20 protein-coding genes are annotated in these 24,413 nt (G+C 66.5%); 4 read left to right on the top strand and 16 right to left on the bottom strand.

Going from position 1 to position 24,413, the window contains the following annotated elements:
* Window positions 1-39 precede the first annotated feature (39 nt).
* From DIR46_RS21935 to DIR46_RS21920, 5 genes are all read right to left on the bottom strand, one after another.
* On the bottom strand, window positions 40-1,008 hold the full coding sequence (locus DIR46_RS21935) for a threo-3-hydroxy-L-aspartate ammonia-lyase (RefSeq protein WP_109347139.1): 969 nt from the start codon (window positions 1,006-1,008) through the stop codon (window positions 40-42).
* Window positions 1,009-1,125: 117 nt separating this feature from the next.
* Window positions 1,126-1,641 carry a hypothetical protein gene (locus DIR46_RS21930; protein ID WP_109347138.1) on the bottom strand — a complete coding sequence of 172 codons (516 nt, stop codon included), beginning with the start codon at window positions 1,639-1,641 and terminating at the stop codon, window positions 1,126-1,128.
* Between the two features lie 19 nt (window positions 1,642-1,660).
* The gene (locus DIR46_RS27650; RefSeq protein ID WP_282433160.1) at window positions 1,661-1,783 is read right to left on the bottom strand and encodes a hypothetical protein; all 123 of its coding nucleotides are present in this window, start codon (window positions 1,781-1,783) and stop codon (window positions 1,661-1,663) included.
* Between the two features lie 92 nt (window positions 1,784-1,875).
* A complete protein-coding gene (locus tag DIR46_RS21925) occupies window positions 1,876-2,868 on the bottom strand; it encodes a 2-hydroxyacid dehydrogenase (protein ID WP_109347137.1) in 993 nt (330 codons plus the stop codon).
* Between the two features lie 45 nt (window positions 2,869-2,913).
* A complete protein-coding gene (locus DIR46_RS21920; RefSeq protein ID WP_109348107.1) occupies window positions 2,914-3,546 on the bottom strand; it encodes a helix-turn-helix transcriptional regulator in 633 nt (210 codons plus the stop codon).
* Window positions 3,547-3,689: 143 nt separating this feature from the next.
* On the opposite strand from DIR46_RS21920, the gene DIR46_RS21915 reads away from it, so the two are divergent.
* Window positions 3,690-4,070 (top strand): DUF4124 domain-containing protein, encoded by a 381-nt coding sequence (locus DIR46_RS21915; RefSeq protein WP_109347136.1) that lies wholly within the window; start codon window positions 3,690-3,692, stop codon window positions 4,068-4,070.
* A 2-nt stretch (window positions 4,071-4,072) separates the two neighbouring features.
* Here DIR46_RS21915 and DIR46_RS21910 read toward each other — a convergent pair whose 3' ends face one another.
* From DIR46_RS21910 to DIR46_RS21875, 8 genes are all read right to left on the bottom strand, one after another.
* The gene (locus DIR46_RS21910) at window positions 4,073-7,012 is read right to left on the bottom strand and encodes a putative bifunctional diguanylate cyclase/phosphodiesterase (protein WP_109347135.1); all 2,940 of its coding nucleotides are present in this window, start codon (window positions 7,010-7,012) and stop codon (window positions 4,073-4,075) included.
* A 114-nt stretch (window positions 7,013-7,126) separates the two neighbouring features.
* Complete coding sequence (locus DIR46_RS21905; protein WP_162819590.1) at window positions 7,127-7,405, bottom strand: hypothetical protein; 279 nt, start codon at window positions 7,403-7,405, stop codon at window positions 7,127-7,129.
* A 69-nt stretch (window positions 7,406-7,474) separates the two neighbouring features.
* Window positions 7,475-8,257, bottom strand: coding sequence for an N-acyl amino acid synthase FeeM domain-containing protein (locus DIR46_RS21900; protein ID WP_109347133.1), 783 nt, complete (start codon window positions 8,255-8,257; stop codon window positions 7,475-7,477).
* A 188-nt stretch (window positions 8,258-8,445) separates the two neighbouring features.
* On the bottom strand, window positions 8,446-9,282 hold the full coding sequence (locus DIR46_RS21895) for a PhzF family phenazine biosynthesis protein (RefSeq protein ID WP_109347132.1): 837 nt from the start codon (window positions 9,280-9,282) through the stop codon (window positions 8,446-8,448).
* Window positions 9,283-9,312: 30 nt separating this feature from the next.
* On the bottom strand, window positions 9,313-10,467 hold the full coding sequence (locus DIR46_RS21890; protein ID WP_109347131.1) for an MFS transporter: 1,155 nt from the start codon (window positions 10,465-10,467) through the stop codon (window positions 9,313-9,315).
* Window positions 10,468-10,647: 180 nt separating this feature from the next.
* Window positions 10,648-12,705 carry a glycoside hydrolase family 97 protein gene (locus DIR46_RS21885; RefSeq protein WP_109347130.1) on the bottom strand — a complete coding sequence of 686 codons (2,058 nt, stop codon included), beginning with the start codon at window positions 12,703-12,705 and terminating at the stop codon, window positions 10,648-10,650.
* A 12-nt stretch (window positions 12,706-12,717) separates the two neighbouring features.
* Window positions 12,718-14,082, bottom strand: coding sequence for an alpha-amylase family glycosyl hydrolase (locus tag DIR46_RS21880; RefSeq protein WP_229446358.1), 1,365 nt, complete (start codon window positions 14,080-14,082; stop codon window positions 12,718-12,720).
* A 2-nt stretch (window positions 14,083-14,084) separates the two neighbouring features.
* A complete protein-coding gene (locus DIR46_RS21875; RefSeq protein ID WP_229446357.1) occupies window positions 14,085-16,901 on the bottom strand; it encodes a TonB-dependent receptor in 2,817 nt (938 codons plus the stop codon).
* A gap of 215 nt (window positions 16,902-17,116) precedes the next feature.
* On the opposite strand from DIR46_RS21875, the gene DIR46_RS21870 reads away from it, so the two are divergent.
* Together DIR46_RS21870 and DIR46_RS21865 are read left to right on the top strand one after the other, a co-directional pair.
* Window positions 17,117-17,776, top strand: coding sequence for a response regulator transcription factor (locus tag DIR46_RS21870; protein WP_307719106.1), 660 nt, complete (start codon window positions 17,117-17,119; stop codon window positions 17,774-17,776).
* Window positions 17,769-19,151 carry an ATP-binding protein gene (locus DIR46_RS21865; RefSeq protein ID WP_109347126.1) on the top strand — a complete coding sequence of 461 codons (1,383 nt, stop codon included), beginning with the start codon at window positions 17,769-17,771 and terminating at the stop codon, window positions 19,149-19,151. Before DIR46_RS21870 ends, DIR46_RS21865 begins: the two co-directional genes overlap by 8 nt.
* A gap of 1 nt (window position 19,152) precedes the next feature.
* Here the strand turns inward: DIR46_RS21865 and DIR46_RS21860 are convergent, their stop codons facing one another.
* Together DIR46_RS21860 and DIR46_RS21855 are read right to left on the bottom strand one after the other, a co-directional pair.
* On the bottom strand, window positions 19,153-20,043 hold the full coding sequence (locus DIR46_RS21860) for an alpha/beta fold hydrolase (RefSeq protein ID WP_109347125.1): 891 nt from the start codon (window positions 20,041-20,043) through the stop codon (window positions 19,153-19,155).
* The gene (locus DIR46_RS21855) at window positions 20,040-20,630 is read right to left on the bottom strand and encodes a DUF3592 domain-containing protein (RefSeq protein ID WP_109347124.1); all 591 of its coding nucleotides are present in this window, start codon (window positions 20,628-20,630) and stop codon (window positions 20,040-20,042) included. The genes DIR46_RS21860 and DIR46_RS21855 overlap by 4 nt, the downstream gene beginning before the upstream one ends.
* Before the next feature lie 279 nt (window positions 20,631-20,909).
* Here DIR46_RS21855 and DIR46_RS21850 point away from each other — a divergent pair, with 279 nt between their 5' ends.
* A complete protein-coding gene (locus DIR46_RS21850) occupies window positions 20,910-23,405 on the top strand; it encodes a TonB-dependent receptor plug domain-containing protein (protein WP_109347123.1) in 2,496 nt (831 codons plus the stop codon).
* Between the two features lie 2 nt (window positions 23,406-23,407).
* On the opposite strand, the gene DIR46_RS21845 is transcribed toward DIR46_RS21850, so the two are convergent.
* Complete coding sequence (locus DIR46_RS21845) at window positions 23,408-24,304, bottom strand: LysR family transcriptional regulator (protein ID WP_109347122.1); 897 nt, start codon at window positions 24,302-24,304, stop codon at window positions 23,408-23,410.
* Between the last annotated feature and the right edge of the window lie 109 nt (window positions 24,305-24,413).

The following is a 24,413-nucleotide window of genomic DNA, read 5'->3' as shown; positions in this document are numbered from 1 at the left end:
GGACGGCTCGGCCGTCCACCCTGCGCATCCGGTCAGCAATCAATCGCCGATCAGGCTCGCGAACCGCCCCAGATCGATATTCCCGCCACTGATCAACACCCCGACCCTCTTCCCTTTCAGCTGTTCCTTCATCCGGCGCGCAGCGGCGAACCCCAGGCAACCGGTCGGCTCCACCACGATCTTCATGCGTTCGGCGAAAAAGCGCATGCAGGCCACCAGCTCCTCGTCGCTCACGGTGAGGATGTCGTCGACGTCGCGCCGGATGATCGGAAAAGTCAGATGGCCCAGGTGCTGGGTCTGGGCGCCGTCGGCGATGGTGCGCGGCGTGTCGATGTGGACGATCTCGCCCGTGCGAAACGACCGCTGGCCGTCGTTGCCGGCTTCCGGCTCGACGCCGTACAGCATGCAGCCCGGCGACAGCGCGCGCGTGGCCAGCGCGGAGCCGGACAGCAGGCCGCCGCCGCCCAGGCAGACGAAGAAGGCGTCCAGCGGACCGACTTCCTCGAACAGCTCCTTGGCCGCCGTGCCCTGCCCCGCGATCACGTCCGCATGGTCGTAGGGAGGAATCAGGGTCAGGCCGTGCTTCTCGGCCAGCTCGCGGCCGATCTGTTCGCGGTCCTCGGTATAGCGGTCATAGGTCACCACGGTGGCGCCGTAGCCGCGGGTGGCGGCGACTTTCGCGGCCGGCGCATCCTGCGGCATCACGATCGTGGCCGGCATGCCCAGGATCTTGGCCGACAGCGCGACCGCCTGCGCATGGTTGCCGGAGGAGAAAGCGACGACGCCGGCACGGCGCTGCTCGGGGCTGAACTTCGCCAGCGCGTTATAGCCGCCGCGGAACTTGAAGGCGCCCATGCGCTGCATGTTCTCGCACTTGAAGAACACCTCGGCGCCGAATTCCTCGTTGACGGTGCGCGAGGTCAGCACCGGCGTGCAGTGGGCGGCGCCCAGGATGCGCTCGGCGGCCTGGGCGACGTCTTCGTAGGTGGGGAGCGATGCTGCGGTCATGGCGCAATCCTTTCAGTTCTCTGGGGTCAGTTGTCGGTCCATACAATATTGGACATATTATCCAAAATTGGATTAATGGTCAAACCACGACCATCCCCAGTCAACTCATCGTGAACATCACCCCGAGAAGATGTTCAGCAAGCCCGTGATCCACCTTTTCCCGGTTTTCCCGATCCTGGGGCCATCGCCCGGTGGCGCAGGTGGGTCGAGCTCGCGCAGCGCCTGATCCACCAGCCGGTTGCGCACCACCGCGCGCCGAACGATCCATGCGGATAGCGACACGAAAAGCCCGAGCAATCCCAGCGCCACCCATGGGCCCAGGAATACCAGGGCGGCAGCGATGAAGATGGGTGCGAAGATGTACAGTGTGCCTGCCTGGGTCCACGCGGCGTCCCAGCCCGATTCAGTGAGATAAACCTCGGTCGTGGAGAGATCGCGCCAGCCAATCACCTTCTGCCAGTTGCCGTCCTCTACCAGCGCCACAGCATACCGCGAGCCATCGCGCGGCACGGTACCGTCGGAAAAGCTGACGCCGTATTCCTTCCTGCCGCCGCTTTCGAAACTGAACATCCGGCCCTGCACATCGAACACCCGATCGAAAGTCAGCTGCACGATCTCCGCAACGTCATCCACTCGTCGATTCATCGCGTGCTCACTTCCACAAGATGGGCGCCAACGCCCATAGCAAGCGCGCCAGCCACGAAGGCCTGCGCTTGCCGCCCTTGCCTGGCTTGACGTCGAACACCCGGTCGCACCGGGCCGGCCTGATATGCATTCCAGATCCTTGCTGCGCGTTGCCGATGTCCAAGACCGTAGCGCACAATGCGCGCCCCTGTCCAGTCCATGGGCCAACTCATGCACCCCGCATCAATCCGGAATCCGGTTGACCAGCTCCTCGCCCCGCTCGAAGGCCCCGATGCTGTCGATGGTCGTGCGCATGATCTGCCCGATCGCCTCGACCGTGAAAAAGGCCTGGTGGCCGGTCACGATCACGTTCGGGAACGACACCAGGCGCTGGATCACGTCGTCCGTGATGATGGTCGACGACAGGTCCTGGAAAAACAGGCTCGCTTCCTGCTCGTAGACGTCGATCGCCAGGCCGCCCAGCTGGCCGCTCTTGAGCGCCTGCACCGCGGCCTCGGTGTCGACCAGGCCGCCGCGGCTGGTATTGACCAGCATGCAGCCGCGCTTGACCCGCGCCAGCGCCGCCGCGTTCACGATGTGATGGGTCTCTTCCAGCAGCGGACAGTGCAAGGACACCACGTCGCTGCAGGCCAGCAGCTCGTCGACGCCGATATAGCGTCCGCCCAGCGCCTCGAAGGCCGGCGTCGGGTAACGGTCGTAGCCGACCAGCGTGCAGCCGAAACCGGCCATGATGCGGGCGAAGATGGTGCCGATCTTGCCGGTGCCGATCACGCCGACCGTCTTGCCGTGCAAATCGAAACCCATCAGGCCGTCGAGGTCGAAATTGCCCTCGCGCGTGCGCACGCTGGCGCGCGCGATCTTGCGGTTGACGGCCAGCAGCAACCCGACCGCGAACTCGGCTACGGAGTTGGGGGAATAATCGGTGACGCGTACCACGGCAATGCCGAGGTCGCGCGCAGCGTGAGCATCAATATGGTTGTAGCCGGTCGAGCGGGTCGCCACCAGCCGCACGCCCTGCCCGGCCAGGATGCCCAGCACCTCGGCATCGACGGTATCGTTGACGAAGACGCAGACCGCCTCGCAGCCGCGGGCCAACATCGCGGTCTCGCGGCTCAGCCGGTCTTCGAGGAAACGCAACTCATGGCCGGCGGCTTCATTGGCCTGGCCCAGCATGGTCTTGTCGTAGCGGCGAGCGCTGAATACGGCGGTCTTCATGGCGGTCTCCCGAAGTGACGGTCAGATATACGGTAGATGCGGATTCTATTTGATGTCGTTGTAGGCGGTCGCCCGCGAAATCCCGAGATGCGACGCCGCCACTTCCATCGCGCGCCGCACTTCGAGAAAACCGCCGTCCTTCAGCTCGCGCATCAGCGCGCGCCGCTCGTGCGCCTTGAGCAACTGGGGCGAGGACGCCAACCGCGCCGCGTAGGCGTCGATGCGGCGCCGGATGGCGTCGGCGTTGGCCGGATCGAGCGACTCGCCCACGGGCGCCTCTCCCAGCGCATTGAACTGTTCCAGGATGCCCTGCATCGAACGGAACAGGGTCAGGTCGACGTTCAGGCATAGGGCCGCCACGTAGTTGCCGTCGGCGTCCTTGATGCCGATCGAGGTGCTCTTGGCCGGGCGGCCGTCCGGGAACTGGTTCGGATAATTGGCGACCACCTGCGGATAGGCGCTGTCTGCGATGCGCGCCAGACCCAGCTCGGTGGCCGGATCGCCGGCCGCGCGGCTGGAGAGATTGTTGTGGATCGCCAGCACCGCGTGACCCGGATCGCGCAGATCGTGCACCACCACCTCGCAGAACGGCGCGAAGGTCTGCGCCAGGCCCTCGGCGATGTGCCGGACCTGCTCGATGAGCGCGGATTCTTCCTTGCTTCGCAATGTCTTGTTCATGCTGGACATTTTATCCAAGACTGGCGGTTCTGTAAAAAACGACGGCGCGTGCGCCTACATGCCCACGTGAAGTGGCGAACAGAAGCGCAATGATGCAAGGAAGACAATGAAATCCCGAACATGGATCCGTCCAGGAGCCAATTATGAAGCGACAACTGAGCATCTGCCTGCTGGCCGCCGCAGCAATCGCCGCGCCGAGCGCCTATTCCGAATCCGTCATCGTCAAGTGCATCGACGGCGCCGGCCGCGTCACTTTCACCGACCGCCCTTGCGAAGCCGGCGCCGCCACCGTGCGCATGGCCAGCATGCCGTCCAGCGAAGGAGTGACGAAGATCGCCCCCTATCCGCTGGCGGCCCGGGAAGACGTGCTGCCGCCCGCGCGCGCACTGCAGCGCAGCGCCACGCCGATGCCAAGGGTCAAGGCCAAGCCACTGGCCAGCGACGTCGCCACGCTGAAGGCGGCGCGCGCGCAATTCCTGGTGGGCGACGTGGGCAGCAGGGAAACCCTCGCGGGCATTGATTAGAATTAGTGCAGCCGGCTCACGCTGGCCAGGTGCGGCGCCGGCGGATTCTCCAGCTCGCGCAGCAGCTCGAGCAGTTCCTCGTCCTTGATGAAGCCGGCGCTCGAGCGTCCTTCCAGCAGGCGCTCGGGCGGCATCGAGCGCGCCACCACATAGCCCTGCACGTAGTCGACGCCGATCTCGTGCAGCGTCTGCACGGTGGCCGCATCCTCGGCCCATTCCGCGATCGTCTTCATCCCGAGGTTCACGGCAAGGCTGACGATGGCCTCGACGATCGCCACGTTGGCCGGGTGGGCGTTGATGTTGACGATGAAGTTGCCGTCGATTTTCAGCACGTCGGCCGGCAGCTCCTTCAGGTACGAGAACGAGGTATAGCCGGCGCCGAAGTCGTCCAGCGCCACCTTCACGCCGAAGCTGCGCACCTGGTCGATGAAGCGGCGCGTGTTGTCCAGGTCGTGCAGCGCCACGCTCTCGGTGATTTCCAGGCACAGGCGGCTGGCCACGTGCACGTAGCGGCCCAGGATGTCGAAGGTGTCCTGCACGAAGCGCTCGTCGTTGAGCGAGGCTCCCGACAGGTTCATGCACACGAACCGGGTATTGACCAGGTCTTCGGTGTGCTCGGCGATCCAGGCCAGGGTGGTGGTCAGCACCCAGCGGTCGATCATGCTGGCGCGCCCGCTCTTCTCGGCGGCGGAGATCACGGCGCCGGCCGGCACCACGCGGCCATCCGGCTCACGCATGCGCAGCAGGACCTCGAAGTTCATCGACTCGTGCGGCGCGCGCAGCGACATGATGGGCTGCATCTCGAGCAGCAGGTTGTCGGTCGCGTCCGGGCCGGACAGGCGCTCGACCAGGTCCAGTTCGGCCGCGCGCTGGCGGAAGGCGTCGGCGCCGCGTTCATACACCACCAGGCCGTCGCCCAGGCCGGTCTTGGCTTCGCGGCAGGCGCGGTCGGAGGTCGACACCGCATCCTTCATCGGCATGCCCGGCACCACCTCGATCAGGCCGACCGAGGCGCGCACGTGGAAGGCCTTGTCGCCCACCCGGTACGGCGTGTTGCCGAGACGGTCGACGATGCCGCGGCAGATGATCGAGGCCAGCGGAATCGCCGTCTCGGGCATCACGATCACGAATTCGTCGCCGCCCACGCGGCCGATCTGCTGGCCGCCGGCCAGCATCGTGCCCATCCGCTCGCACACCTGCTTGAGCACTTCGTCGCCCGCCGCGTGGCCGAACAGGTCGTTGATCAGCTTGAAGCGGTCGAGGTCGACGTAGGCCAGCGCCATCGGCCGCCCGGCCGCCAGGCTGGCGGCGGCGCTGGCAAATTCGCGCTCGATCCCGCGCCGGTTGTAGACCTTGGTCAGCGGATCGTTATTGGCCATGAAGCGCAGCTGCTCGGTGGCCTTGTGTTTTTCGGTCGTGTCCTGCAGCACGCCTTCGATGCGCGAGCGCGCCAGCGTGGCGCTGACCAGGAAGCGCTGGTTGCCGTCGCGGCTGGCCAGCTCCATCTCGGCCTCGGATTTGGCATGCACCTGCTCGTGCAGATTGGCCCAGCTGGCCTCGGTGAAGTACTGGCGCCAGGCGGTGCGGCCCGGCGTGAAGCCGCTCATGCCCAGCATTTTCCGCAGGGCCGGATTGACGCTCAGGAAGTGGCCGTACATATCCAGGGTGAACAGGCCGACCGGCATCGCCTGGTAGGCGTGCTCGAGTTCTTCCTGGGCCTCCTGGCGCTTCTCGGTTTCCATGCGCATCTGCTCGGCCACGGCCAGCGCCGCCAGCAGGCTCGATGCGAGCGCGGCGGTGACGCTGTTGATGACGCCCAGCAGTTCGCGCATGCCGAGCGCGGCCGACAGGACCTCGGCCAGCGAGGCCAGGAAGGTCACCGCGAACGAGGCCGCGAACCAGGAGGCGACCCGGGTGCGCGACTCCACGATGATCTTGAACAGGCCGATCGTCATCAAGGAGAAGCAGCACACCAGGATGCCCCACAGCAGCGGCAGGTACATGCCATACGGCAGCAGCATGGCCGCGGCCAGCATCGGCATGCACAGCCACTGCATGACGCGCATCGGCAGCAGGTAGCGCATCTCGGCGAGGTGTTCCTTGAGCAGCGCCTGGTACAGGGTCAGCGTGGCGATGCCGTACAGGGTGATCGTCACGGCGCGGCTGCGCAGCAGCCATTCGGATGGCACGGTCTGGCCCAGCCACTGGATGTCCCAGCCGGCCGACAGCGCGCCCACGCGCAGGTTCAGGATCAGCCAGCCGGCAAACAGCACGTACACCGGCTGGCGGTTGATCAGGGCCGTGATGATGATGAACAGGGCCAGCACGATCATGCCGCCGTCGAGCAGGCCCGATTTGCGGTGATACTGCTTGACCGACAAGGCGAACTGCTCGGCCGGCCATTGCAGCACCGACAGGCGCGCCGGGCCCGAGAAGCCGGCGCGGCACAGCAGCTGGCGCGGCAGCGGCGCCAGGCGCATCGCGAAGCCGGCCTTCTCGGCGTGCAGCACGCCGTGGTCAAGGCTGCGGGTGGCGGCGCCGAGCGGGACCAGGGTGGTCGCATCCCAGCAGGCGATGTCCAGTGCGTGGCGCGACGGGAATTCGATCACCTGCTCGCCGGCGCGCGGCATCGGCTCGAAGGCGAACCAGACCGGCGCCTCGGACAGGTGGGTGTCATGGCCATTGGTCAGCGGCGTGGCCCGGGCCAGCGCCAGCGCATCGTCCGGAGCGAGCGTCGCGGCCTGGTCGACCGTGACGTGCATCGCCAGCGGCACGTCGCCGCTGGTGCGATATTCGTCATGCCAGAACACCAGCGCGATCAGCGAGACGATGCCGATCCCCACCGGGATCAGGTAATAGGCAAAGATCTTCAATACCAGCTCGACAGCCGCGTGGAGCGCGGCCGGCAGCGTTGCTCGCGGCTGATGTTTGACGTTGGGCATGGACGGTCTTGGGTGAAACGGGCGACGCTGCGCGACGAGCGCCGGCCATTAAAGCGCAAGGATACCGCTTTACGCTAGTGCCGTCATGCAATTATTAGACCGGTCAGGACGATTTCACAACGGTTTGCCATTGACATTGCGGCCAAGGTCCGCCTGTGCATCCGGCTCGTCGATGGCCTGTGAGTCCCCATGGCGGCAGGCCGCGCAGTGCATCGAACGGCCCGGCGTGTTTTTCCGCAGACGAAAGGCAGGCATATGCGGGCGGCTCCGACCGGATTCCTGTTCGCCGCGGCTACGCTGCCGCTGGCCTGCATCGCTGAGCTGCATCGCTAAGCTGGCCAGCGGCGTGCCGGTCAGGTCGTTGACGACGCGGCCGCATGCGCAACTGCGCAAGCGCTGCAGGTCGTTGGCGCAGCCCGTCCAGGCTGCGCCCCGCAATTCCCGCTGACGATCGGAAAAACTTCAGGCGAACGCCAGTTCGACGCGTGGCCGGATGGCCGGCGGCACGGGGCGCTGCGGCAGCGCCAGCGATGGCGGCGCGACCGGACCGACCTCGATGTCCGGGTGGTGGGTATGGAAGAAGAAGTTCAGCATCGGATGGCGCGCCTCGGCCCAGCGCTGCTGGAAGGTGGCGATCTCGAACGCCATGATGCGGTGTGGAATATTGCCCACGTGACGCAACGGCACCAGACCCAATTCCGGGAACACGTCGACGAACATCAGCTGATCGTATTGCTTGTCCACGGGTGGACGGCCAGTCGCCACTGAATAGTCGATGGCGTTGTCTTCGCAATACATGAAACACGCCTTGATCAGTGCAATCTTGACCATGCGACCGACCCGGCCCTCGTCGATTCCGAGGCGGGTCGCTTCGACCAGGCGCTTGCCCTGCAACCAGTCGGGCAGCTCGACCGACTCCTCCACACCCAGGGGGCGGTAGAGGTTGGTGCGGATGCGGGTGCTGCCGATCGGCGTGCCGTCCAGCTTGGACTCGGCCAGCAGGACAATGGTGTCGGCGTCATAGTCGGCCGCCTCCGGTTGCGCCAGGCTGCGGGCGAAATCCGGGACATGGCGGGCATAGGCGGCGTGGCGGATGCGCACGGCCTTGAGCAGATCCGCTTCGGTTTCTACCCGGCGGACAGTGAACGGCAAACGCTCGATCGCGCCTCCAGCGACGGGGCCGCGGGCGGTGCGCGGGGACGACGCTTTCGAGGGGTTGAACACGGCTGCTGGAAACAGCTCCATGGCGGTACTCCTGGGTTGATAAGATTGAAACAGGGTTGGTCTGGATCAAATTATCAATCCGCTCACGGAGAATCGAACCACTGAGCAGGCGTGCTTTTAGCCCTCTGTTTGATAGTAAGTAACCAACTCATTTATGACAAAGTCAAGAGTTTTATCAAACCGGAACCAGCGCCACTGACGGTGTTGTATTACATTGCTCGCGCCGTTCCCGTCACGCGGATCGAGCCGCCCGCCCCCTTGGCGATCTCTGCCGTCAAACGCGAACGCGCGCCCATGTCTTCGCCCTGGACGACCTCGATGCGTCCGCCATGCGGCCAGCCGATGTCGCGCAGGTAGCCGGCCAGCGCCGCGGTCCCGGCGCCGGTGGCCGGATCTTCATAGACGCCGCCCGAGGCGAAGGGGTTGCGGGTGTGGAACAGCTGCGGATGCTCGGCCCAGGCCAGCACCACCGTCACCAGGCCGTGCGCCAGCATCAGCGCCCGGCCGGCGTCCAGGTCATAGCGCATCGCCGCCAGCAGCGCGCGGCTCGACAGCGCCAGCACCAGGTGGTCGGCCCCGCCGTGGGCCAGCGCCGGCGGGATGCGCGGATCGAGATCGGCCCGGGTGTAGCCGAACAGCGCCAGCGCCGCATCGACCAGCGCCGGGTCGGCCGCCTTGCTGCGGGTCGGCGGCGACTGCAGCGCCGCGTGCACCCGCTCGCCGTCACGCCGGCCCTCGACCGTGATGCTGGCCGCGTTCAGGGTCAGGGCATAGCGGCCGTCGCCATGGGCGCGGGCCAGCGCGGCGCCGAGGGCGATGGTCGCGTGGCCGCAGAACGGCACCTCGGATTCTGGAGAAAAATAGCGCACCCGCCAGGCCTCGCCTTCCGGCGCGGCGAAGGCGGTTTCCGAAAACCCGACCTCGCGCGCGATGCGGGCCATCTCGGCGGCCGGCGGCAGTGCGGCGCCGATCCAGACCCCGGCCGGATTGCCGCCCTGGCCGTTGTCGTCGAAGGCGGCGATGCGCTGGATGTCGTTCAGGTTCATGGAAGACGCTCCTTGTGAATATATGCGGCGCTAGCGCTTCGCCCCGTCGACCTTCGGCAGCAGCGCCGCCATGATGCCCAAGAGCGGCAGGAAGGACGCGATCCGGTACACCTGGTCGATGCCGTGGATGTCGGCGATATGGCCCATGGCCGCGGCGCCCACGCCGCTGATGCCGAACATCAGGCCGAAGAAGATGCCCGAGATCAGTCCGACCTTGCCCGGCACCAGCTCCTGGGCGAAGACGACGATGGCCGAGAAGGCCGACGACATCACCAGCCCGATCACGACCGACAGCACGCCGGTCCAGAACAGGTTCGCGTACGGCAGCGCGATGGTGAACGGCGCCGCGCCCAGGATCGAGAACCAGATCACGCGCTTGCGGCCGATCTTGTCGCCGATCGGGCCGCCGGCGAAGGTGCCCGCCGCGACCGAGGCCAGGAACAGGAACAGGTACAGCTGGGCGGTGCCCACCGGCAGGTGGAACTTCTCGATCAGGAAGAAGGTGTAGTAGGTCTGCAGGCTGGCCATGTAGATGTACTTGGAGAACACCAGCAGCGCCAGCACCGCCAGGGCCTGGATCACCTTCTTGCGCGGCAGCCTTGGGCCCGCATGCTGCGCGGCCTTCCTGACCATATTCGTCAGGTGGTTGCTGTACCAGCGGCTCACGCCGACCAGCACCGCCACCGCGACCAGCACCAGCAGCATGAACCAGGCGATCTCGCCCTGGCCGCGTCCGACCACGATGGCGGCCGCCAGCAGCGGGCCGAGGGCCGAGCCGGCGTTGCCGCCGACCTGGAACAGCGACTGCGCGAAGCCGAAGCGCCCGCCCGAGGCCAGGCGCGCCACGCGCGAGGCCTCCGGGTGGAAGGTCGAGGAACCGACGCCGATCATCGCGGCCGCGGTGAGCAGCATCGGGAAGCTGTCGGCCCAGGCCAGGAGGCCCACGCCCAACAGGGTCACGCACATCCCGGCCGGCAACAGGAAGGGAATCGGGCGCTTGTCGGTGTACAGGCCGATCCAGGGCTGCAGCAGCGAGGCGGTGCACTGGAAGGTCAACGTGATCAGGCCGACCTGGGTGAACGTCAGGTCGAATTCATGCTTCAGGAGCGGGTAGATCGACGGCAGCACGGCCTGCACGCAATCGTTCAGCAGGTGAACGAAGGCGACCGAGAACAGGATCTGCATGACGGTGCCGGAAGCGGCAGGCGTGACGGTGGACGATGAAGATGGTGTGGACATGAACAGCCAGGTGCGAAAAAACGCCAGCAAAGTATGGACAGTCCAACAGGATATGCGAAAACGGCCGTTCGCGTGCGACGGCCGTCAGGTGGGCGGCCGGGCCGCCCACAGTGTCCTGCGCCAGACTTACTTGAGCGGCACAAGGCGAATCGCCTGTCCCCCGCCCGGCGCCAGCACCATCTTGATGGTGTCCGCACTGGTGACGTTGCGCTTCTCGATCGCGATGTCGAAGCGGCGCTTGTCGTCGCGATAGTCGGCGTTGTCGCCGTCGCGGTAGATTTCGGCCAGGTAGGTCTTGCCGGGGTCCAGGAAGTCCAGCTTCAGGTCCAGCGTGCGTTTGTTGCCGTCCGTGACCGAGCCGACGTACCAGCCGTCCGAATTGCGGTCCTTGCGCACGATGGTCACGTATTCGCCCACCGCGCCGTGCGGCACGCGGGTGTCTTCCCAGTCGGCCGGCACGTCCTTGATGAACTGGAACGGGCCCGGATAGCGCTCGTAGTGCTCGATCAGGTCGGCCGCCATCTGCACCGGCGAATAGATCACCACGAAGTTGGCCAACTGCTTGGCCTGGGTCGAGTTGAACGGCCGCTTGTCCTTGCCTTCCAGGCTCAGGATGCCCGGCGTGTAGTCGAGCGGGCCGCTCAGCATGCGGGTGAACACCAGGTTGGCCTCGTGGTCGACGGTATTGACCGGATTGCCCCAGGCGTTGTACTCGACGCCGCGTGCGCCTTCGCGCGAGATCCAGTTCGGATAGGTGCGGCGCAGGCCGGTGTCCTTCACCGGTTCATGGGTGTTGATCGCGATCTTGTAGCGCGCAGCTTCCTCGACCACCTTCTGGTAGTGGCGCACGCCCTCCTGCGAATCGGTGTAGCCGAAATGGACCTTGCCGTTCTTGCCCATGAACTGGGCCGCGCCGCCGTCGGTCACGTAGCCGGTCTTGATGCTGTCCACGCCGTGCTTCGCATACAGCCTGAAGGCCGCGTCCATCTGCTTTTCGTAGTGCGCGACGTTGCCGCCGGTCTCGTGGTGGCCGATCAGGTGCACGCCCTTCTTGCGGCCATGGTCCGTCACGGCGGCGATGTCGAAGCTCGGATGCGCCCTGGTGAAGTCCATGTCCAGGCCATTGCCGGCCCAGTCGCTGTCCCAGCCCGGGTTCCAGCCCTCGACCAGCACGCCGCGAAAGCCATGCTTGGCCGCGAAATCGATGTAGCGCTTGGTGTACTCGGTGGTGGCGCCGTGTTTCGGACCCGAGGCCCACGACTTGGTTTCCAGGTGCATGTCCCACCACACCCCGACGTACTTCGATGGCTTGACCCAGGAGACGTCGCCCAGCTTGTTCGGCTCGTTCAGGTTCAGCACCAGGTCGGACATGTACAGGCCGGCCGCGTCGTCGGCGATCTGCATCGTGCGCCATGGCGTGGTGAAGGCGCCGGTGCGCACCACCGGGTTGCCGGTGGCGGACGGGGTCAGGTGGGCGCGCAGGCGCTGGCCTTCGACCCGGCGCAGCCACATCGAGGCATAGTCGACCAGGGCCGCCTCGTGGAAGGCGATGTGGGTGCCGTTCTCCATGCGCACGGTCATCGGGGTGTTGGCCATGCCCACTTCACGCAGGGGCGACTTCTGGATCGGGTATTCGAGCGCCCAGACTTCGCCCGCCTGCTGCCACCAGGCGGTGGCCGGCTGCGCGACCACGAACTCGGTCAGCTCGTCGGCGATGTGCGTGGCGCGGTTGTTCGGCAGCTTGGGGAATTCGTAGCGAAAGCCCAGGCCGTCGTCGTACACGCGAAACACGATCGCCAGGCGGCGGCCATCGTTCTTCTTGACGTCGACCCGCATCTGGCGGTAGTGGTTGCGCACCGTGCGGCGCTCGCCCCACGGCTGTTCCCAGCTGCTGTCGTGGTCGGTGACCACCTGGCGCTCGATCCTGAAGCCCGAATCCAGCGGCTTGTCGCTGCCCAGCACGAAGCCCAGGCGCGACGGCGCGATCACCTGCTGGCCCTTGCGTTCGACCTGGTACGACAGGCGTCCGTCCGGCGCGACCTGCACCGACACGTTCAGCACCTTGCCCGGCGACTCGACGCTCGCGCTCATGGCATCGAGCGCGAAGGCGCTCGAGCTCACCACCATGCCCAGCACCACGCAGCAATGCGTGGCCAGGCTGACATTCATGAATCTGGAAACCATATCTCTCCTTGTTTACTTCACCAGCACGCGGTAACTCCACGGTGCCATTTCAAAATCGAGCGATCCGCCCACGTCGAGCTTCGCGCCGGTGGCGAAGTCGCGGTACGATCCGTGATGCAGTGTCTTGTCGAAGCGCGGCTTGACCGGCTTGTCCGACAGGTTCAGGGCAACGAACACCTTGTCCTTGTCGTTGGCGCGCACGAAGCTCAGGACCTGGGTTGGCGCGTCGTTCGGCACCTGCACCATCCGCGCGCCGTACTCTCCATTCCACAGCGCCGTGTTCTGTTTCTTCAGCGCGATCAACTTCTTGTAGAGCGCCGTGTAGGGCGAGGCCTTCCATTCGATCGGGTCGCGCTCGAAGAAGGCCAGGCGTTTGGTGTTGCCCGCCTCTTGCCCGTTGTAGACCAGCGGGATGCCTTCGCTGACGAAACTGAACACGATCGCCGCGTCGACCGCCGGGCCGAAGGCTTCGAATTCGGTGCCGTCCCAGGCGTTCTTGTCGTGGTTCGTCGTGTACAGCATGCGGTAGGCCTGGCGCGGATAGAACTTCGCGTTCCAGGCGTAATAGGCATGCAGGCGTGTGACGTCCGAGCGGCCGCGCGCGATGTCGTGCAGCGCCTCCCACCAGGTCCAGGCATAGCTGGCGTCGAAGGCGTCGCGGTGCATGTCGCGGCTCTCCCACTCGGCCAGCATGAACACCGGCTTGATGGCGCGCAGCTCGCGGCTGGCGTGGTCCCAGAAGTCCTGCGGCACCAGTCCGGCGGCGTCCACGCGATAGCCGTCGATGCCGGCTTCCCGCACCCAGAACTTCATCGCCTCGAGCATGTAGCGGCGCAGCCCCGGTTTGCCGTAATCGAGGTCGACGATGTCGTCCCAGTTGAACCAGGGCGTCGGCTGCGGCTTGCCATCCGGCCCCCTGGCGTACCAGTCCGGGTGCTGCGTCATCAGCACGTTGTCCCACGAGGTATGGTTGCCGACCCAGTCGACGATCACGCGCAGGCCCAGCGCATGGGCGCGGTCGACGAAGGCGCGCAGGTCGGCCATCGTGCCCAGCTCGGGATTGACGGCGCGGAAGTCGCGCACCGCGTAGGGACTGCCCAGCGCACCCTTGCGCTTGGCTTCGCCGATCGGATGGATCGGCATCAGCCACAGGATCTCGACGCCCAGCTCCTTCAGGCGCGGCAGCTGGCCGGTTGCGGCCTTCAACGTGCCTTCCGGCGTGAACTGGCGCGTATTGATCTGGTAGATGGTGGCGTTCTTCGTCCAGTCGGCATGCTGGAACTGTACGTACTCCCGCGGCCGATAAGGATCGGGGGCGGGCGCCGCCAGCGCCGCCACGGCATGAACGAAGATCGGCTTCATGGGCAGTGCGGTCATGGTCAGAACTTGTAGTTGAGACCGGCCGAGTAGGTGCGGCCGAAGGTGACGACGTTGGTGTAGACCTCCGGATCGCTGGTGTACTCGCGGAACGGTTCGTTGGTCAGGTTATGCCCCTGCAGGAATACCGACCAGCCCTGCAGCATGCCGCCCTGGAAATCGTAGGACACCTGGGCGTCGGCAATCGTCTCGCCCTTGATGAAGGTGAACTGCGATTCGCTGCGGTAGTCGAGGATCTGGCCGATAAAGCTCGAGCGGCGGTAGGCAGCCAGCGACACCTGCAGGCCGTGCTTCTCGTAGTACAGGCGCAGGCTGGTCACGTTGCGCGACAGGCCCGGCAGGCCGATCTCGGACACCGCGCCATTGAACACCGGCGCATTGCTGCCTGTGACGAAGGCGCTGGTCGGCAGGCGCACCGAGGAATCGGTGTGCGAATGGTTCACCTGCACGCCGAAGCCGTCCAGCGCATTCACGACCAGGCCGAACGGGAGGTTGGCCGACAGCTCGATGCCGCGCATGATGCCGCCCTCCCCGTTCTGCGGCATGGTCAGGAAGCCGATCGTCGAGCCGGCGTACTGGCCGGTGGCCGGCAGCGGGGTGCTGGCGCTGGTGTACTGGGCGAAGTCGAACATCTGCGGCGCATTGATCACGTAGTTGTCGAGCTTCTTGTAGAACAGCGCCGCGCTGACATAACCTTTCTTGCCGAAGTATTTTTCGTACGACAGGTCGAGCGCGCGCGCTTCATAGGGTTTCAGTTCCGGATTGCCGGCGAAGCCGGTCAGCGCCGGATCCTCGGCGGTGGCGCTCTGCAGGCCGAAATTCATGCTGGCCTTCAGGTTGTCCAGGTTGGCGCGCGAGACCTGCTTGCCGGCGCCCAGGCGCAGCAGCTGGTCGTTGCCCAGGTCGAAGGTCAGGTTCAGGCTGGGCAGGACCTCCGTGTAGTCGACGCCGCCGGTCTTGACGACCGCGGGACAGGTGTCGGTGGTGATGCCGGTGCAGTTGGCCAGGTCGACCTGGTTGCCGCTGGCGCGCTGGCGGGTGTCGACCAGCTGCACGCCGATATTGCCGCTGTACGGCAGCGACATCAGGGTGCCGTCGAGCTCACCCATCAAATAGGCGGTGGTGACCTTCTCGCCCACCGTCCAGTCGCGCGCCAGCACGGTGGCGTCGACCCAGCGGTTCAGTTCATACAGCGAGCCCAGGCTCCCGGTCGGGTCGAACGCGGCCACCGGGATGCCGGTCGGGCCGGCGACCTCAAGGCCGCTGCCCGGCATCGGGATGGCGGCGTAGCCGTCGCCGCCGCGCACCGACAGGCGGCCCTCCTCGCCCAGGCGCGACTTGTCGCGCCTGGTGTAGTTGACGCCGAAGCGCACCGCGGCCAGCGGGCCCCAGTCGGTATCGCGCTCGGCCGACAGGCGCACCGCCTGCACCTTGTCGTCGATGGTCGGCAACGCCAGGTAGCCGGCCTGCGGCGACAGCGGGCCGCCGCCCCAGCCGGCGACGTCGGTCAGCACGGCCACGTTGCGGTCGGCGTAGTTCAGGCTCGGGCTGTAGCGCACGTCGGCGAAGTTGTTGCCGTTGAAGCCGCTGTAGCTGATCGAACCGAGCTGGCTCTCGGGCGTGTTGCCCGGCTGGCCGGCCATGGTCTCGAAATTGCTGATGCGCTTGGTGCCCTTCGAGTACGACAGGTCGTTTACGATGCGCCACTCGCCCACCTTGAGCTCGTTGTTCACGCCAAGCGACAGCAGGCGGTCCTTGTTCGAGAACAGGTGGTTGCGCACGTCGCCCTTGTAGTTGCTGAAGGTGCCGGCGGTGACGATGCCGTTCTCGATGGTGGCGTCGGTCAGCACCGCGTTCGGATCGTAGATGCCGGTGCCGCCGACGATCGCGCCTTCGAGGCCGGTCTTCTTGGTCGCCTCTTCGCCGCGCGAGTAGAAGGCGTCGAAGGTCGAGCGGAACTTGTCGTTGGGGCGAAACTGCAGGGTGACCGAAGCGCCGTCGCGTTCGGCCTTGCGGCGCGAGGTCTCGGCCATGAAGCCGTTGATCGCCCTGACGGTCTGGCCGTTGTAGTCGATGTCGGCGGTGTTGGCGCCCCAGCTGTCGAACTTGAGTTCGCCGCCGTTGTCCTGCTTGAACGAGGTCAGGCCGACGGATAGGCCCAGCTTGCGGCCGAAGTACTGGTCGACGTAGGTCAGCGTCTTGCGGTGGCCCGAGCCGAGGTCGGAGCCGGAACCGAAGCCGATGCGCTCCTTGCGCGCATTGGCCGCAAACATGCGCTTGCCGAAATCGAGCGGACGCAGGGTGCGCAGGTCGATGGTCGAGGCAAGGCCCTGGCCGATCAGGCTCGCGTCCGGCGTTTTATAGACCAGCACGCTGCCGGTCAGCTCGGACGGGAACAGGTCGAATTCGGGGCTGCGCGCATCGCTGGTCGAGGCCTGCTCGCGGCCGTTGAGCAGCGAGCCGTTGAAGGTCGGCGACATGCCGCGCACACTGACTTCGGTCGCCTTGCCGTTGATCTTGCTGCGCTGGGTGGTCACGCCCGACAGGCGCGAGATCGACTGGGCAACGGTGGTGTCGGGGAGCTTGCCGATGTCCTCGGCGGAGACGGCTTCGACGATGGACGTCGCGTTGCGCTTGATCTCGATGGCCGCCTCGATGCCGCGCCGGATGCCGGACACGTTGACGGTGGCGATCGGCGCCTCGCCCGAGACGGTCGCCGCGGGCCGGACCGCGTCCTCGGGGTCCTGGGCGCCGGCTTCCTGCGCGTGCAGGGGCGCCGCCATCAACAGCAATGCGCAGGCGCCTGCAATAGGATTCAATCGCGGATGCAATGGTAAAACCTGGCGCCGTGCGCCATCCCGACGTGTCGTCATGCCTGTCTCCTCTTTTGTATTTATTTCCAGCTTTTTGCTGGTTGGATGCGATGGTCCGATATCAAGCGGGCGGGGTCAACGCAGGAGCTGAAGCGAATCTGAAGATTCACCAAGGCCCTGCCGCTACGCCACACTGGTAAACTCGCGCCATGAAAATTCTCATGATCGAAGACGATCTCGCGATCGGCCAGGCGCTGTTGTCGGTATTCCAGGACGAGGGCCACACGGCGGTCTGGCTGCGCCTCGCGGCCGATGCCGGCGCGCGCATCCGCGACGAGTCCTTCGACGCGGTGGTGCTCGACCTCGGCCTGCCCGACGGCGACGGCAACGACGTGCTGCGTCTGCTCCGCGCCGACGGCGTGCGCCTGCCGGTATTGATCATCAGCGCGCGCGACAGCCTGCAAGACCGCCTGAAAGGCTTCGACCTGGGCGCCGACGACTATCTGATCAAGCCGTTCGAGATCCCCGAGCTGCTGGTGCGCCTGCGCGCCATCGTGCGCCGCGCCCACGGCACGCTGGAAGAAAACCTGTGGACGGCGGGCGACATCGTGCTCGACGAGAACCGCATGGCGGTCACGCGCGCGGGTCAGCCGGTGACCCTCTCGAAGACCGAATTTGCCCTGCTGCTGACGCTCATGAAGCAGGCCAACCGGGTATTGACGCGGGTGGAACTGGAACGGCGCGCGCTGCCGGCCGCGGATGGCCAGGGCGGGCAGAGCCAGACCCTGGACGTGCACATCTTCAACCTGCGCAAGAAGATCGGCGAAGGCGTGATCCGCACCGTGCGCGGCGTCGGCTACATGGTGCAGCAGGATGCTTAGGCGGCTGGCGAACCGGCCGTCGTCGCTGTTCCAGCGCCTGATGTTCAGCTTCACGGGCGTGATCGTCGTCGTGGCCATCATCGGCCTGGTGTGGGTGTTCCTCGAGGCCAAGGCCACCCAGCGCAGCCGCACCTTCAGCGAGAACAAGGCGCACACCGCCAATATCCAGGCTCACCTGTCGGACGTCGGCCCGGATGTGGCGCGCATGCTGCCGGTGCTGGAGGAGATCGAGGCGAACCGCGTGCGCATGTTCCAGGAGCTCGATTACCACTCGCACGTGCGGGTGCGCGTCTGGCTGCACGGCCGGCTGGTCTACAACTCGGCGCCGCAGTGGCCCGACCGGCTGCCGGAAGTCGCCAGCCGCGACGCCTATTCCTGGGTGCGCTGGGAAGCGCAAGACACGGCGCAGGGCATCAAGGTCGAGCGCAGCCACGAAGTCGACGACGAATGGATGTTCTCGATCGGCGGCGTGGGATTCCTGCTGTCCTCGACCATCTTCAGCCTGCCGCTGCTCCTGATTCCGGCCTGGCTGATCGTCGGCATCGGCCTGCGCCCGCTGCGCTCGATCGCATCCAGCATCGCCCAGCGTTCGGACGGCGACCTGACGCCACTGCCGGATTCCGCCTACCGCGAACTGTCGCCGCTGGTGGACGCGATCAACGGCCTGATGGCGCGCCTGTCGCAGCGCATCGAGCACGAGCACGAATTCCTCACCGACGCCGCGCACGAGCTCAAGACGCCGCTGGCGGCGATCCAGATCAATGCCCACGTGCTGCTCAGCCGCGCCGGCAGCGAGACGGCCGAACGTTGCGCCGAGCCGGCGGCGGGCCTGCGCAGCGGCGTGGCGCGCGCCACCCACACCGTGCACCAGTTGCTGGCCCTCGAGCGGGCGCGCGCCGAGCCGCAGGTCGACCACCCCTGCCCGCAGACCGGCGTCGCCGAGTTCGTGCGCGACCGGGTGGCGGCGGCCGCCCACCTGGCGGTGCAGCGCAATATCGAGATCGAGTTCCACGCCGACGGCGACGGCAGCGTGCCGCTGCACCTGGAAAGCATGGCGTCGGCCGTCGATAACCTGATCAGCAACGCGATCAAGTATTCGCCGCAGGACGGCCGCATCGCGGTGCGCCTGAATCGCATCGGCCACATCTATCGCCTGGCGATCGCCGACCAGGGACCGGGCATCAACCCGGACTTGCGCGACAAGGTCTTCGACCGTTTCTACCGGGTGCCGGGACAGGAGCAATCAGGCAGCGGCCTGGGACTGGCGATCGCCGAACGCGGCGCCGCGCGCAATGGCGGCATCATCGTGCTGTCGGACGGCGACGGCGGTCGCGGGTTGACGGCGACCATCGAGTTCGCGGGCGCCGCGGCATGAGTCACCCTGCGAGGAACGGCAGCACGCGCCCGAGCAGCAGCTCGGGTGCTTCCTCCGCGATGTAGTGACCGCAGGGCAGCGCCCCGCCCTGCACGTCGTCCGCCACCAGTTTCCACTCCTTGAGCGGATCGAAGCAGCGCCCCACCGCGCCCTGCTCTCCCCACAGCGCCAACAGCGGCATCCCGAGCTTTCGTCCTTCCTTGCGATCGAGCCGGTCGTGTTCGAGATCGATGCCGGCGGCGGCGCGATAATCCTCGCAGATGCCGTGGGCGGCGCCCGGCAGCGCCAGGCAGCGCTGGTATTCGCGCAGCGCGCGCGGATCGAACGGCGCCAGGCCTGCGCTGCGCTTTCCCATCACGTCGCGCACGTAGGCGGCGGGGTCGGCCTCGATCAGGCGCTCGGGCATGGGCGCCGGCTGGATCAGGAAGAACCAGTGCCAATAGGCGCGCGCGAACGCTTCCGAGGTCTGTTCGTACATCGCCAGCGTCGGCGCGATGTCCAGCAACGCCATCCGCTCGATCGCCCCGGGATGGTCCAGCGCCAGCCGGTGCGCCACGCGCGCGCCGCGGTCGTGGGCCAGCACGTGGAACCGTTCGAAGCCGAGCGAACGCATGACGGCCAGCGCATCGAGCGCCATCGTGCGCTTGCTGTAGTTGGCGTGATCAAGCGCTCCTTGCGGCTTGCTCGAGTCGCCATAGCCGCGCAGGTCGCAGGCGACGATGGTGAAGCGTTCGGCAAGCCGGGGCGCGACCTTGTGCCAGATCGCGTGGGTTTGCGGATGACCGTGCAGAAGCAGCAGCGGCGGGCCGGAACCGCCGGTGATGGCCTTGATCGTGACCGACGGCGCCACGTCGACTTGCAGGGAGCGACAATCCGGAAATAGTGCTGTCATGGTGAGTTTTTCATGAAGAATTCGCGTTCGGCGCGCGCCATGCGCTCGCGGCGCTCCGCGGCCAGCGCGGCCTGTTCCACCCGCAGCCGCGCGCCATAGCGGATCGAGTGCACACCCGTCGCGAACACGCCAAGCGCCACCGCCGGGAAGAGAAAATCGAAGATATCCAGCCCGTCGACATGGGCGATCGCGCGTCCGGGCTCGCGCGGATGATGGCGGATCGTGATCCGGTCGCCCGGCTGTCTCTTCTCGAAGCGCGCCTGGATGACGGCGCGCGACGGATCGCAGGCGGATTCGCTCATGATCGACGTGGCGCTGCGGGACGATACGAACTGCTGCCCATCGACCTCGTAGCGGTAGGCCATCTTGATGCACCAGTCGTGCGATTTGCCGCGCCGTTCGTACAACTCGCTCTTGACCACCTCGGCGCTGGCCTTCGGCCAGGACCTCGCATCGAACTTGTCGTGGATGCGCAGCGCAATCCAGATCGCCAGCGGCACCGCGACCACGATCAGGAACCAGCCCACGAGCACCTGGAACTGGGGATCGTGCGGGATGGCGGGTTCGGTGGATGGCGGCGTGTTCATGAGGGACTACTGTAGCACGGGCTCGCCGGCTGGCCATCACGCGGGCAACAGCCGGGTGTTCCCGATCTCGCCTGCCTTGTCGTGCGCCTCACATGCGCTGTTCCTATGCCTCCCACATTTTCTTACATGGACCTGACATTTCGATAACTGTTGTAAAGACGCATTGCCGCGGTTTTAACGAATTGACACCATGAATGGTGCTGCGCAGTATGAACCGGAGGCAGCCGCCTCGCCCTTTCCCAGGACCACCGCCGTAGAACAACAAAAGGAATCAGCACCATGCAGAAAGCCAGGACGGAAAAAACAGCACTAGCCCTCGCCATCGCCGCGCTGTGCGCGAGCCTCGCCCACGCCCAGGATGCCGCGCCCCAGGCCGACACGGCCGTTGACGCCGCCACGGTCGTGGTCACCGGCACCCGCGTTGCCAACCGCACCGCGCTCGACACCGCCGCGCCGATCGACATCATCTCGTCCGACACCCTCAAGAACGCCGGCAGCACCGAGATGAACCAGGCGCTGTCGATGGCCCTGCCCTCGCTGAACTTTCCCCGGCCTTCGCTGACCGACGGCACCGACACCATCCGCCCCGCCACCCTGCGCGGCATGGCGCCCGACCAGACCCTGGTGCTGGTCAATTCCAAACGCCGCCACGCCTCGTCGCTGGTCAACGTGAATGGCTCGATCGGCCGCGGCTCGGCGGCGGTCGACCTGAACACGATCCCGACCGCGATCGTGAAATCGGTCGAGGTGCTGCGCGACGGCGCGGCGGCGCAATACGGTTCCGACGCCATCTCGGGCGTGGTCAATATGCGCCTGCGCACCGACCGCGATGGCGGCGAGGCGAGCGTCACCTATGGCGCGCGCAAGTCCGAATACGATCTGTGGAACGACGCCGTCCCTGCTGGCGGCACCTGGAGCGGCCCGGATTCGCGCAAGCGCACCGACGGCCAGACCGCCACCGTCAGCCTGTGGAAGGGCCTGGCCCTGGGCGAATCGGGCTTCCTGACCGTGGCCGCCGAGTACCGCGACCAGAACCGCACCGAGCGTGGCGGCTACGACATGCGCCAGCAGTACCCACGGGTCAACGGCGCTTTCGACCCGCGCGAGAACACGATCAACCGCTTCAACGCCTGGACCGGCGAGCCGGACCTCGACCAGGCCACCCTGTTCGCCAACGCCGGCAACGACCTGGGCGGCGGCGTCAAGGTCTATGGCTGGGCGAGCTACCAGGACCGCGACGCCACCTCGTCCGGCTACTTCCGCCCGCCGCAGGACGCGCGCAACGTCCTGTCGATCTATCCCGACGGCTTCCTGCCGCTGATCTCCCCCACCGTCAAGGACTTCTCGATGACGGGCGGCGTGACCTGGACCGCCGGCCAGTGGGACATGGACGCCTCGCTCGGCTACGGCAAGAACAAGATGGAATACACGATCGAGAACACCCTGAACCGCTCGCTGGGCGCCAGCAGCAAGACCGAGTTCTACGCCGGCGGTTATTCCTACGACCAGGCCGTGTTCAACCTGACCGGCGTGCGCAGCATCGAGCTAGCATCGCTGTCGTCGCCGCTGAACGTGGCGGTGGGCGTCGAAGCGCGCCGCGAAGGCTATGAGCTGTTCGCCGGCGAAGAGCAGTCGTGGAGCTATGGCGGCGCGGTGCTGCCCAATGGGACGCCGGCCGCACCGGGCGCCCAGGTGTTCCCGGGCTTCCGTCCGGCCAACGAGGTCGACGCCCACCGCAACGCGCTCGGCGCCTTCATCGATCTCGAAGCGAACGTCACGCCCGAACTCCTCGCCTCGGCCGCGGTGCGCGCCGAAAAATACTCGGACTTCGGCAACAGCGTGGCCGGCAAGCTGGCGCTGCGCTACGACTTCAACAAGGCGTTCGCGCTGCGCGGCGCGATCCAGAACGGCTTCCGCGCGCCGTCGCCGCAGCAGCAGCACTTCACCGCCACCTCGACCAACTTCATCAACGGCATTCCCTACGAGATCACGACCTTCAAGCCGTCCGACCCGGTGGCGGTGGCCCTCGGCGCCAAGCCGCTCGACGCCGAGGAATCGGTCAACGCCTCGCTCGGCGCAGTGCTGCGCCTGGGTGGCGTGAGCGTGACGGTCGACGCCTACCGCATCGACATCGACGACCGCATCATCCTGTCCGAGAACCTCACGCAGGCCAATGTGCGCAACTACATCGCCAGCCAGGGCTTCATCGGCGTGGGCGGCGGGCGCTTCTTCATCAACGGCGTCGACACCACGACCAAGGGCGTGGACGTCGTGATCAACTGGGCGCACAACGCCGGCGCGGCGGGCCGCTTCGACTTCACCCTGGCCGGCAACTTCACCGACACCGAGGTGACCAAGGTGCCGGTGACCGAACAGTTGTCGAACCTGAGCCCTTCCCCGGTGCTGTTCGACCGCGTCAACGTGCTCTCGCTCGAAAAAGGCCAGCCGAAGAACAAGATCAGCGCCAACGTCAACTGGAAGCTGGGCCCATGGGGCGCGACCCTGCGCGCTACCCGCTACGGCGAGGTGCTGTCGCCGGGCACCACGGCGGCCTTCGACTTCGAGCTGGGCGCCAAGACCGTGGTCGACCTGGAGGGACGCTTCGCCGTCACGCCGAAGCTGACCCTGGCCCTGGGCGCGGACAATGTCTTCGACCAGTATCCGGAAACGCTGCCGCCGGCGCTCAACACCACGGGCAATACGCCGTTCTCGACCTATGCGCCGTTCGGCCGCTCCGGAAGGTATATCTACGGGCGCGCGACCTACGCGTTCTGACCTTACCGTTCCAGCACCTCGCCCAGCCTGCGGGCGAGGAAATCCACCAGCGCCGCCACCCGCGGCGCCAGCGCGCCCTGCCTGTAGAACACGGCCCAAACGGGCTGGGTCCATGGCAGGGTGTGCTCTTCGAGCAACGGCACCAGGCGCCCCGCCTCGATGTCGGCGCGCACCAGGAACTCCCCCATCGACCCGATGCCCGCGCCGTGCAGGACCAGGTGGCGCACCGTCTCGCCGCTCGATGCCAGCACCTGCGGGGTGACGGTCCAGCCCTCGCCGCCGGCATGCAGCAGCGGCCAGGTATTGAGCGAGGCCGGCGCCGTGAAGCCGACGGTGCGGTGCAGCGCCAGCTCGGCCGGCTCGCGCGGCACGCCGTACCTGTCGATATAGCCGGGCGCCGCCACCACCCTCAGCTTGCCGGTACCCAGGCGCCGCGCATTGAGCGTCGAATCGGGCAGCGCGCCGATGCGGATCGCCAGGTCGGCCCGTTCCTCGATCAGGTCGACGTAGGTCTCGCCGCTGGTCAGTTCCAGCTGCACCAGCGGATACGCCTCCAGGAAATCGGGCAACAGCGGCGCCAGCAGATGGTCGAAGGCCGGGGTCGAGGCATTCACCCGCACCAGGCCCGACGGCTGCGAACGGCGCGCCTGCGCCTCGGCCTCGGTATTGGCCAGGTCGCGCAGGATGGCGCGGGCACGTTCGAGCAGCCAGGCGCCTTCGTCGGTCAGCTGCAGGCGCCGCGTCGTGCGGCGCATCAGCGTCATCCCGAGGCCATGCTCGAGCCGCGAAATGGTGCGCGAGACCCCGGACGGTGTCTGCCCCAGGCGCTCGGCGGCGGCCGAGAACGAGCCGGAATCTATGACTGCACAAAACACAATCAAGGCATCCACATCAATCATTGTTGACTCCAGCTCAAAAGTCCATTGTACAGCGGCCTATTTTTCCTTGCATCCAGGCACGGCACACTGCATGCCCTACGCAACCCCGCCATATCGAACAACAAGGAGA

The organism is Massilia oculi, assembly GCF_003143515.1.
GTDB classification, from domain to species: Bacteria; Pseudomonadota; Gammaproteobacteria; order Burkholderiales; family Burkholderiaceae_D; genus Telluria; species Telluria oculi.
Note: the sequence above shows the minus strand (reverse complement) of the source record. Positions and strands in the feature narration are given on the sequence as shown.

Coding starts and splice junctions, on each gene's coding strand:
- DIR46_RS21895 (WP_109347132.1), bottom strand. CDS start 9,282: ATGAACCTGAACGACATCCAGCGCATCGCCGCCTTCGACGACAACGGC.
- DIR46_RS21890 (WP_109347131.1), bottom strand. CDS start 10,467: ATGCAGATCCTGTTCTCGGTCGCCTTCGTTCACCTGCTGAACGATTGC.
- DIR46_RS21915 (WP_109347136.1), top strand. CDS start 3,690: ATGAAGCGACAACTGAGCATCTGCCTGCTGGCCGCCGCAGCAATCGCC.
- DIR46_RS27650 (WP_282433160.1), bottom strand. CDS start 1,783: ATGCATATCAGGCCGGCCCGGTGCGACCGGGTGTTCGACGTCAAGCCA.
- DIR46_RS21910 (WP_109347135.1), bottom strand. CDS start 7,012: ATGCCCAACGTCAAACATCAGCCGCGAGCAACGCTGCCGGCCGCGCTC.
- DIR46_RS21900 (WP_109347133.1), bottom strand. CDS start 8,257: ATGGAGCTGTTTCCAGCAGCCGTGTTCAACCCCTCGAAAGCGTCGTCC.
- DIR46_RS21920 (WP_109348107.1), bottom strand. CDS start 3,546: ATGAACAAGACATTGCGAAGCAAGGAAGAATCCGCGCTCATCGAGCAG.
- DIR46_RS21845 (WP_109347122.1), bottom strand. CDS start 24,304: ATGATTGATGTGGATGCCTTGATTGTGTTTTGTGCAGTCATAGATTCC.
- DIR46_RS21885 (WP_109347130.1), bottom strand. CDS start 12,705: ATGGTTTCCAGATTCATGAATGTCAGCCTGGCCACGCATTGCTGCGTG.
- DIR46_RS21855 (WP_109347124.1), bottom strand. CDS start 20,630: ATGAACACGCCGCCATCCACCGAACCCGCCATCCCGCACGATCCCCAG.
- DIR46_RS21865 (WP_109347126.1), top strand. CDS start 17,769: ATGCTTAGGCGGCTGGCGAACCGGCCGTCGTCGCTGTTCCAGCGCCTG.
- DIR46_RS21925 (WP_109347137.1), bottom strand. CDS start 2,868: ATGAAGACCGCCGTATTCAGCGCTCGCCGCTACGACAAGACCATGCTG.
- DIR46_RS21880 (WP_229446358.1), bottom strand. CDS start 14,082: ATGACCGCACTGCCCATGAAGCCGATCTTCGTTCATGCCGTGGCGGCG.
- DIR46_RS21935 (WP_109347139.1), bottom strand. CDS start 1,008: ATGACCGCAGCATCGCTCCCCACCTACGAAGACGTCGCCCAGGCCGCC.
- DIR46_RS21860 (WP_109347125.1), bottom strand. CDS start 20,043: ATGACAGCACTATTTCCGGATTGTCGCTCCCTGCAAGTCGACGTGGCG.
- DIR46_RS21870 (WP_307719106.1), top strand. CDS start 17,117: ATGATCGAAGACGATCTCGCGATCGGCCAGGCGCTGTTGTCGGTATTC.
- DIR46_RS21850 (WP_109347123.1), top strand. CDS start 20,910: ATGCAGAAAGCCAGGACGGAAAAAACAGCACTAGCCCTCGCCATCGCC.